We start from the raw sequence: 8,963 nt of genomic DNA on the forward strand, positions 1-8,963 counted from the left end.
CGCCGGGTGATGTCACCGCGTGACCGTGGAGAGCGACTCCGACGATCAGCAGGATGGATCTGTACCCCCGACCGGATTCGAACCGGCGCTACCGCCTTGAGAGGGCGGCGTGCTAGGCCGCTACACAACGGGGGCCTTGCAGATGAGCTCTGCGAGCCAAAACGGGTTTGCCCGGTCAGCAGCGCAGGCAGCTCGGCCAGCCCGGTGATCCGCTCGACGCCCTCCGGGGCGGGGCCCCGGGTGCCGTCCCGGTCGACCCAGACGGAGCGCAGTCCGGCGTCCCGGGCGCCGACGCCGTCCACCTCGCGGTCGTCGCCGACGTAGGCCACCTCGGCGGGGGCCAGGCCCAGCGCCTCGCAGACATGCAGGAAGGCGCCGGCCTCGGGTTTGGCGATGCCCAGCTCGACCGCGCAGACCACGTTCTCGAAGTGGTCGCGGACGCCGAGGGTGGTGAGCTTGCGCTCCTGGACCAGGAGGCTGGCGTTGGAGAGGACCGCCTGGCGGCAGAGGCCGGCGACCGCCGCCAGGGTCTCCGCGGCATCCGGGAAGAGCGACCAGGCGCTCTCGTAGTGCGTGACGTACCGGTCCCACCAGGCCGCCGCCTGGGCCTCGGTGAGCGGGGTGCCGAGAAATTCCCGCACCCGGTCGCGGCGGTGCCCCTCGAAGTCGGTCTCACCGGCCACGAAGCGGCGCCAGTGGGTCCCCGAGACGGTCTTCCACCGGGCGAGCGCCGCCTCCTCTCCGCCGTGCTCCTCCAGGAGCCCCTCCACGGCGAGGTGGGCGCGGATGCCGTCGAGGTCGGCGCGCCCGTAGTCGAAGATCGTGTCGTCGACGTCCCACACCACGGCCTTGATCCGGTTCGTGCCCATGGGACGAATCTAGCCCCGGCGGGAGCCGGGAGGCCAGGGGCGCGAGGACGCCCGTGGGGGCGGCGGCCGGTGCGGCCACCGCCCCCACGGGCGTACGGAGCGGGTTACGCGGCGAGCCTGGCCAGGGCCGCGTCGATCCGGGCGAGGGAGGCGTCCTTGCCGAGGATCTGGAGGGACTCGAAGAGCGGCAGGCCGACGGTGCGGCCGGTGACCGCGACGCGGACCGGGGCCTGCGCCTTGCCGAGCTTGAGGCCGTGAGCCTCGCCGGCCTTGAGGACGGCCTCCTTGAGGGCCTCGGCGCTGGACCAGTCGGCTCCCTGGAGGTTCTCCCGGGCGGTGGTCAGCAGAGCCAGCGGGTCGCCCTTCATCGCCTTGGTCCAGGACGCCTCGTCGAAGACCGGCTCCTTCAGGAAGAGGAAGTCGACGTTGGCCGTGATGTCGGAGAGCACGGTCAGGCGGGTCTGGGCGTACGGCGCGATGGTGTCGAAGACCGCCTGGTCGAAGTCCTCGGGCGCCCAGGGGGCGTACGGGGCGACCAGCCAGGGGGCGCACGCCTCGGTGAAGGCGGCGGTGTCGAGCATGCGGATGTGGTCGGCGTTGATCGCCTCGGCCTTCTTGAGGTCGAAGCGGGCCGGGTTGGCGTTGACGTCCGCGATGTCGAACTTGGCGACCATCTCGGGGACGGTGAACACGTCCTGGTCGGCGGAGAAGGACCAGCCGAGCAGCGAGAGGTAGTTCAGCAGGCCCTCGGGGAGGAAGCCGCGCTCGCGGTAGAGGTTGAGCGAGGCCTGCGGGTCGCGCTTGGAGAGCTTCTTGTTGCCCTCGCCCATGACGTACGGCAGGTGGCCGAAGGCCGGGATCTGCTTGGCGATGCCGAGCTTGACCAGGGCCTGGTAGAGGGCGACCTGGCGCGGGGTGGAGGAGAGCAGGTCCTCGCCGCGCAGGACGTGGGTGATCTCCATCAGGGCGTCGTCGACCGGGTTGACCAGGGTGTAGAGCGGGGCGCCGTTGGCCCGGACGATGCCGTAGTCGGGGACGTTCTCCGGCTGGAAGGTCAGCTCGCCGCGGACCAGGTCGGTGAAGGTGATCGTCTCGTCGGGCATCCGGAACCGGATGATGTGGCTGCGGCCCTCGGCCTCGTAGGCGGCCTTCTGCTCGGCCGTGAGGTCGCGGCAGTGGCCGTCGTAGCCGGAGGGACGGCCGGCGGCGCGGGCGGCCTCGCGGCGCTCGTCCAGCTCCTCGGTGGTGCAGTAGCAGGGGTAGGCGTACCCCTCGGCGACCAGGCGCTCGGCGACGTCGTTGTACAGGTCGGTGCGCTGCGACTGGCGGTACGGCGCGTGCGGGCCGCCGACCTCGGGGCCCTCGTCCCAGTCGAGGCCGAGCCAGCGCATGGAGTCCAGGAGCTGCTGGTACGACTCCTCGGAGTCGCGGGCGGCGTCGGTGTCCTCGATGCGGAAGACCATGGTGCCGCCGGTGTGGCGGGCGTAGGCCCAGTTGAAGAGGGCGGTGCGGACGAGTCCGACGTGCGGGTTGCCGGTGGGCGACGGGCAGAACCGTACGCGGACCGGGGAGGAGGGGGTTGCTGGTGCGCTAGCCACGCTTGATCACCTTGTTGGTGAGAGTGCCGATGCCTTCGATGGAGACGGCGACTTCGTCGCCGACGGTGAGCGGCCCGACGCCTGCCGGGGTGCCCGTGAGGATGACGTCGCCCGGGAGCAGCGTCATGGCCTCGGTGATGTGCACGATCAGTTCCTCGACGGAGCGGACCATGTCGCTGGTGCGGCCGAGCTGGCGCTGGGCGCCGTTGACCGTGCACTGGATGGTGAGGTCGTCCGGCTCGACGTCGGTCTCGATCCACGGGCCGAGCGGGCAGGAGCTGTCGAAGCCCTTGGCCCGGGCCCACTGGTCCTCGCGGCGCTGCACGTCGCGGGCGGTGACGTCGTTGGCGCAGGTGTAGCCGAGGATCACGTCACGGGCGCGCTCGCGGGGCACCTCGCGGCACATCCGGCCGATGACGACCGCCAGCTCCGCCTCGTGGTGCAGCTCCTCGGTGAAGGAGGGGTACGCGATGGGGTCGCCGGGGCCGATCACGGAGGTGGACGGCTTGAAGAAGGCGACGGGGACGTCGGGGACGGCTCCGCCCATCTCCTTGGCGTGCTCCGCGTAGTTGCGCCCGATGGCCACGACCTTGTTGGGGAGGACGGGCGGCAGGAGCCGGACCTTGTCGAGCGGCACCCTGGTGCCGGAGAGCTCGAAGTCGGCGAACGGGATGCCCTTGATGATGTCGAGGACGAGGCTGTCGGGGCTGTCACCCTCGACCGCCCCGAAGGCGACATTGCCGTCGATGGAGAACCTGGCGATGCGCACGGGTTGCGGCTGCCCCTCTGCTACTGCTGACGCTGCTGAAGTCGGACACCCCAGGCTAACGCCCCGTGCCCCCGGGCCGCGCGGAGCGGGCCCGGGGGCACGGGGCGGGAGTGGTGCGGGGCGGCCGGTGCTACTCGGCGGCGGCGACGGCCGGCTCGGGCGCCCGGGCCGGAACCGCGCGGGGGGCCGGGGCCGTCATGAGGATGGTGCGCACCGGGTTGGCCGTCTGGCCGGGGAGCTGCGCGCCGTAGGCGGGGCCGGTGACGGCGGGGGTGGTCGCCAGCAGGGTGCGGCGGGGGTTGGCCGTGGCGGCGGGCAGGGTCCCGGCGTCGGGGCGCGTGGCGGGGCGCTGCAGCGAGGCGGCGTCGGCGAGGCGGGCCAGCGTGGTGCGGCGGGGGTTGGCGGTGGAGCGGGGCGCCGGGGTGGTGGTCATCTGCTGCTGTGGCCCTTGTCTGCGTCGAGGATCTGCCGGTGGTGGGTCCGGCCGTGGGCGGTGCCGGTTCGCGTTCCGGACGCGTCATCCCAGTAAAGCGTCAGGCTAAACATGCACATCCCCCGCAAAGTCGAGAAGGAGCCATGATCTTCGTGTGAGTTTCCTCACGAAGTCGCGGACAACGCGGACAGTTCGGACCGGTTGTTCGAGGAGGGGAATCGGACAATGCACCGCTGAAGCCCTCATTCCGCTCCCGATCATGGCGACTGGGACAGCCGGGCGAGCCGCGCCGGGAGCTCGCACCTCGTCAGCAAACGTCCGTTATGTTGTGGATCGGTTTCCACCGTTGGTGATGTCGTGCTCACATCCGGTCACCTGTGTCCCGGGGTTACCCACGGGCCTTGTTGGAGATCCGGCACTGTGCTGAAATTCCCCGGACCGCCGCTCGAAACGGTCGGCGCGCAGGGGGCGCAACAAGCGCCGCGTGGCGGTGAAAGGGGAGGACGCGCCGGTCCATCACGACCACCTGGGGCCCGGTATCCATCGGAGAAGGCCCCCCGAATCGACTCCGTTCCACCGCATACGGCGGCGGAACGCCTGGTCCAGAGGTTGCGACGCCAGTGCAGGGACGTTTCAAGAGGGATGGCAGCGCTGCGGCCGAATCCGAGCCGCGCGGCGGGAGTGACCGCGGCCAGTCGACCCAGCACGCCCGGAACACCGGCCCGGCCAAGGGCCGGGACAAGGAGCGTGCGGGCGCATCTCCCACCGCCTCCACCTCCCAGGACGGTGCCGCGGAGAACGCCGAGGAGGCCCCGGCCAAGTCGTCGGCGCCCACCGGCCCCGGTTCGCGAATAGCGCTGCGCAACTGGCGCATCAGTACGCGCCTGGTGGCGCTGCTGACGCTGCCCGTGGTCGCGGCCACCTCACTCGGCGCCATGCGTATCAACTCGTCCATGGACGAGATCGAGCAGCTCGACAACATGAAGCTGCTCACCGAGATGACCAAGCACGCCACCCGGCTCGCGACCGCGCTGCAGAACGAGCGCGACCAGTCGGCGGGGCCGCTCACGCACGGCGGCAAGGCGACCGACTACGACGTCCGCAGCCACCGGGAGAACACCGACCGCGCCCGGCAGGTGTTCCTGGAGGGCACCCGCGACCTGGAGAGCGCGGACGAGCAGGCCCTCGACGGCGTCCGCAGCAACGTCCGGCAGATCACCAGCCAGCTCTACACGCTCGGTGACATCCGCAAGGAGGCGTACCAGGACGACCAGTCCGTCTCCCAGACGATCGACGCCTACAGCCAGCTCATCGAGCAGCTGCTCGACCTGTCGACCGACATGGCCCAGGCGACCAGCAACCCGGACATGATCCAGCGCACCCGCGCGCTCGCGGCCTTCTCCTCCGCCAAGGAGTACGCCTCGATCCAGCGGGCCGTGATCGCCGCCGCCCTGCCGGCCAACGACCGCAGCTACGGCGAGCTCTCCGAGACCGACCGCCGCTACGGCTCCAACGCCTTCAAGAACGAGGAAGGCTCCCTCGCCATCCTCGGCGGCGTCTACGACGGCAACGCCGAGACCCTGCTGAAGCCGCTCGGCAACAACGCGACGATCACCGAGGCCAACGCCTACGCCAAGCGCGTGCTGACCGAGCCCAACGGCATGCGGATGCTGGACAAGCGCTCGTACCGCGACTGGCTGGACGACGCCTCCGCCGAGCTCGACCAGATGCAGCGCATCGAGACCACCCTGCTCACCGAGATGGAGCAGAAGGCCCGTGAGCTGCGCAACGAGGCGGAGCGCGACGCGTACATCAACGGTGCGCTGATCTTCCTGGTCCTCGGGGTGTCGCTGGTCGGCGCCTTCGTGGTGTCCCGGTCGATGATCCGCTCGCTGCGCCGGCTCCAGGACACCGCGACCAAGGTCGCCCAGGAGCGGCTGCCCGAGCTGGTCCAGCAGCTCTCCGAGTCGGACCCGCAGGACGTGGACACCTCGGTGGAGTCCGTGGGTGTGCACTCGCGCGACGAGATCGGCAAGGTGGCCGCGGCCTTCGACGACGTGCACCGCGAGGCGGTCCGCCTCGCCGCCGACCAGGCGCTGCTGCGCGGCAACGTCAACGCGATGTTCACCAACCTCTCGCGCCGCAGCCAGGGCCTGATCCAGCGTCAGCTCTCGCTCATCTCCGAGCTGGAGTCCCGCGAGGCCGACCCGGACCAGCTCTCCTCGCTCTTCAAGCTCGACCACCTCGCGACCCGCATGCGCCGTAACGGCGAGAACCTCCTGGTCCTCGCCGGTGAGGAGCCGGGCCGCCGGTGGACGCGCCCCGTCCCGCTGGTCGACGTGCTCCGCGCCGCCGCCTCCGAGGTGGAGCAGTACGAGCGCATCGAGCTGGCCTCGGTGCCCGCCACCGACGTGGCCGGCCGGGTCGTCAACGACCTCGTGCACCTCCTCGCCGAGCTGCTGGAGAACGCCACCTCGTTCTCCTCGCCGCAGACCAAGGTCAAGGTCACCGGTCACGCGCTGCCCGACGGGCGGGTGCTGATCGAGATCCACGACACCGGCATCGGCCTCTCCCCCGAGGACCTCTCCGCGATCAACGAGCGGCTCGCGCAGCCGCCGACGGTGGACGTCTCCGTCTCGCGCCGCATGGGTCTGTTCGTGGTCGGCCGCCTCTCGCAGCGGCACGGCATCCGCATCCAGCTGCGCCCCTCCGACTCGGGCGGGACGACCGCGCTGGTCATGCTCCCGGTCGACGTCGCCCAGGGCGGCAAGAAGGTTCCGCAGAAGAAGGGCGCCGCGAGCGTTGCGCAGGCCGGTCCCGGCGGCCGTCGCCCCGGTCCCGGCGGACCCGGCGGACCCGGCGGCGCGGGCGGCCAGCTCGGCGCGGGCCAGGCGCGCGGCCAGGTCGGCTCCTCCTCGCCCCGTGCGGCGCTGCCCGGGCGCGAGCCCGGAGCGGCCATGCGCGGCGACGCCCCGCAGCAGCAGGGCGGCTCCACCAACCTCTTCGGCGCCACCACTCCCGGCCCGCAGGGCGGCCAGGGCAACCGGCCCCCCGCGCGGTCCGGCCAGGGCGGCCCGCAGTCCGGCCCCGGCGGTCTCTTCGGCGGCGGCCAGGGCACCCCGGCCGACCGCAACCCCCGTCAGGGCGGCCCCGGCGAGAGCCCGTTCGGCGCCCCCGCCCGCGACCAGCGGCCGCAGATACCGGTCCAGCGGCAGGACGGCACCGGGGCGGACAGCCTCGGCACCGTTCCGCCGAACGCGCCGGGTGTGCGTGCCGACGGGCGCCGCAGGCCGCAGCTTCCCCCGCGCTCCGGTGGCGGTCAGCTGCCGCCGAGCGGTCCCCGGGCGGAGCTGCCGGCGGCGCCGGGCGGCGAGCAGCAGCGGCCGAGCTGGTCCACCGAGCACGCGGCGGCGCACGACGCCCCGCGCGGCCACGACGAGCCGGACGCCACGGCGCAGTTCCCGGCCGTCTCCGAGCAGCAGGGCCCGGGCTCCACGGGGCAGTTCCCCGCGGTGCACGACCCGTACCAGGGCGGCCAGGACGCCTACGGTGCGGCCGCGACCGGCCAGTACCCGGCGTACGGGCAGGGCCAGGGCGACCAGGCCGCCCCGTACGACGAGCTGTCCGGCCCCGGCGCGACCTCGCAGTTCCCGGCGGTCCCCGCCCAGGAGCAGGGTGCGCAGGGCGGCTACCAGGGCGGCGGCTACCAGGACCACCAGGGCGGTTACGCCGGCCAGGGGCAGCAGGGCCAGCAGCAGGGGTACGACGCCTTCGGGCAGAACGGGCCCGGTCTGCCGCAGCAGCCGCACGGCGGACAGGACGACCTGCCGCCGTCGGGCCGCGGCGACGGCGGCACCCCGCTCTACGACACGCTGGAGACCAACTGGTTCCGCGGTCAGGGCGGCGAGCCTCAGGAGGGTCCGGGCCGGCCGCAGGCCACCCCGGATCAGGCCCCGCTGCCGCAGCGTCCGGAGCCGCAGCGGCCGCAGGCCCCGCAGCAGGCGGCGCCGCAGCGGCGTCCGGCGGCACCGGTGGCCGGCTCCTGGCGGCCCTCGCCCAACGACGAACTGGTCAAGCAGGCCGAGCGGGTCCGTCAGCCCTCCGCGGGCGGCGTCACCACCTCCGGTCTGCCGCGCCGGGTCCCCAAGGCCAACCTCGTGCCGGGTACGGCAGAGCAGCAGCAGCACCCCACCGGTCCTCAGGTCTCGCGCGCCCCAGACGACGTGCGCGGCCGGCTGACCAATCTCCGTCGGGGCATCCAGCAGGGTCGCTACCAGAGCGGTCAGGGGGGCGCGCCGCAGGGCGACGGCTCCCGGACCGGTGGCTACCCCGGCCCCTCTCACCAGCAGGAGCGTTAGTTGAGTCCGATGAGCCAGGCGGCACAGAATCTGAACTGGTTGATCACCAATTTCGTGGACAACACCCCCGGGGTGTCGCACACGGTGGTGGTCTCCGCCGACGGACTCCTTCTCGCGATGTCCGAAGGCTTCCCGCGGGACCGCGCCGATCAGCTCGCCGCGGTCGCCTCGGGTCTGACCTCGCTGACCGCCGGGGCCTCCCGGATCTTCGAGGGCGGCCCGGTCAACCAGACCGTGGTCGAGATGGAGCGCGGCTTCCTCTTCATCATGTCGGTCTCGGACGGTTCGTCCCTCGCGGTGCTGGCGCACCCGGAGTGCGACATCGGCCTGGTCGGCTACGAGATGGCGCTGCTGGTCGACCGCGCGGGCGCCGTGCTCACGCCGGACCTGCGCGCCGAACTCCAGGGAAGCCTCCTGCACTAGCCCGACCCCGCACGACGTACGGCCGTACCACCGTCCGATCATCACTCAGCCCGGCCGCTCAAGCCTTCCCCCCACCGCCGGCCTAGTCAGACGGCACGCAGACCCCTTGCTGTCCCGCCCGGAGGATTCATGACCCCGCCCAGTCCCTCTCACGACCCGTACGGAGCTTCCCAGCATGCCTCGTACGGCGAGGAGGGTGACCAACCGCTGGTCCGTCCGTACGCGATGACCGGCGGCCGGACCAGGCCCCGCTACCAGCTCGCCATCGAGGCGCTGATCAGCACCACGGCCGACCCGGCGCAGTTGCAGGGGCTGCTTCCCGAACATCAGCGGATCTGCCACCTCTGCCGCGAGGTCAAGTCGGTGGCGGAGGTGTCGGCCCTGCTGTCGATGCCCCTCGGCGTCGCCCGGATTCTTGTCGCCGACTTGGCGGAGGCCGGGCTTGTCGCCATCCATCAGCCCGGCGGCGACGAGAACGCCGGGGGCCAGCCAGACGTGACACTGCTCGAAAGG

The 8,963-nt window shown here is 72.2% G+C and carries 6 protein-coding genes, 1 tRNA gene and 1 pseudogene; 3 read left to right on the forward strand and 5 right to left on the reverse strand.

Annotated elements, in window-relative coordinates; all coding sequences use genetic code 11:
* Positions 1-62 precede the first annotated feature (62 nt).
* The 5 genes and pseudogenes from IF45_RS0120210 to IF45_RS0120230 form a co-directional block, all read right to left on the reverse strand.
* A tRNA-Glu gene (locus IF45_RS0120210) sits at positions 63-135 on the reverse strand.
* Positions 136-143: 8 nt separating this feature from the next.
* Positions 144-869, reverse strand: a pseudogene (locus IF45_RS31945) (HAD family hydrolase); the annotation flags it as partial.
* Between the two features lie 104 nt (positions 870-973).
* Positions 974-2,467, reverse strand: coding sequence for a glutamate--tRNA ligase (gltX, locus tag IF45_RS0120220; protein WP_008411788.1), 1,494 nt, complete (start codon positions 2,465-2,467; stop codon positions 974-976).
* Positions 2,460-3,236, reverse strand: a complete 777-nt coding sequence (locus IF45_RS0120225; protein ID WP_030308759.1) for a fumarylacetoacetate hydrolase family protein — start codon at positions 3,234-3,236, stop codon at positions 2,460-2,462. Before IF45_RS0120225 ends, gltX begins: the two co-directional genes overlap by 8 nt.
* Positions 3,237-3,366: 130 nt before the next feature.
* Complete coding sequence (locus IF45_RS0120230) at positions 3,367-3,669, reverse strand: hypothetical protein (RefSeq protein WP_003951077.1); 303 nt, start codon at positions 3,667-3,669, stop codon at positions 3,367-3,369.
* 620 nt (positions 3,670-4,289) lie between these two features.
* Between IF45_RS0120230 and IF45_RS0120235 the strand changes: the two genes are divergently transcribed.
* From IF45_RS0120235 to IF45_RS31495, 3 genes are all read left to right on the forward strand, one after another.
* On the forward strand, positions 4,290-8,027 hold the full coding sequence (locus IF45_RS0120235) for a sensor histidine kinase (RefSeq protein ID WP_030308760.1): 3,738 nt from the start codon (positions 4,290-4,292) through the stop codon (positions 8,025-8,027).
* A gap of 9 nt (positions 8,028-8,036) precedes the next feature.
* Positions 8,037-8,450: a roadblock/LC7 domain-containing protein gene (locus IF45_RS0120240; RefSeq protein WP_003951074.1), complete on the forward strand. Its 414-nt coding sequence runs from the start codon at positions 8,037-8,039 to the stop codon at positions 8,448-8,450.
* A 129-nt stretch (positions 8,451-8,579) separates the two neighbouring features.
* Positions 8,580-8,963 (forward strand): DUF742 domain-containing protein (locus tag IF45_RS31495; RefSeq protein WP_033240827.1); only part of this gene is annotated, 384 nt, incomplete at its 3' end.

Source organism: Streptomyces albidoflavus (assembly GCF_000719955.1).
GTDB classification, from domain to species: Bacteria; Actinomycetota; Actinomycetes; order Streptomycetales; family Streptomycetaceae; genus Streptomyces; species Streptomyces albidoflavus.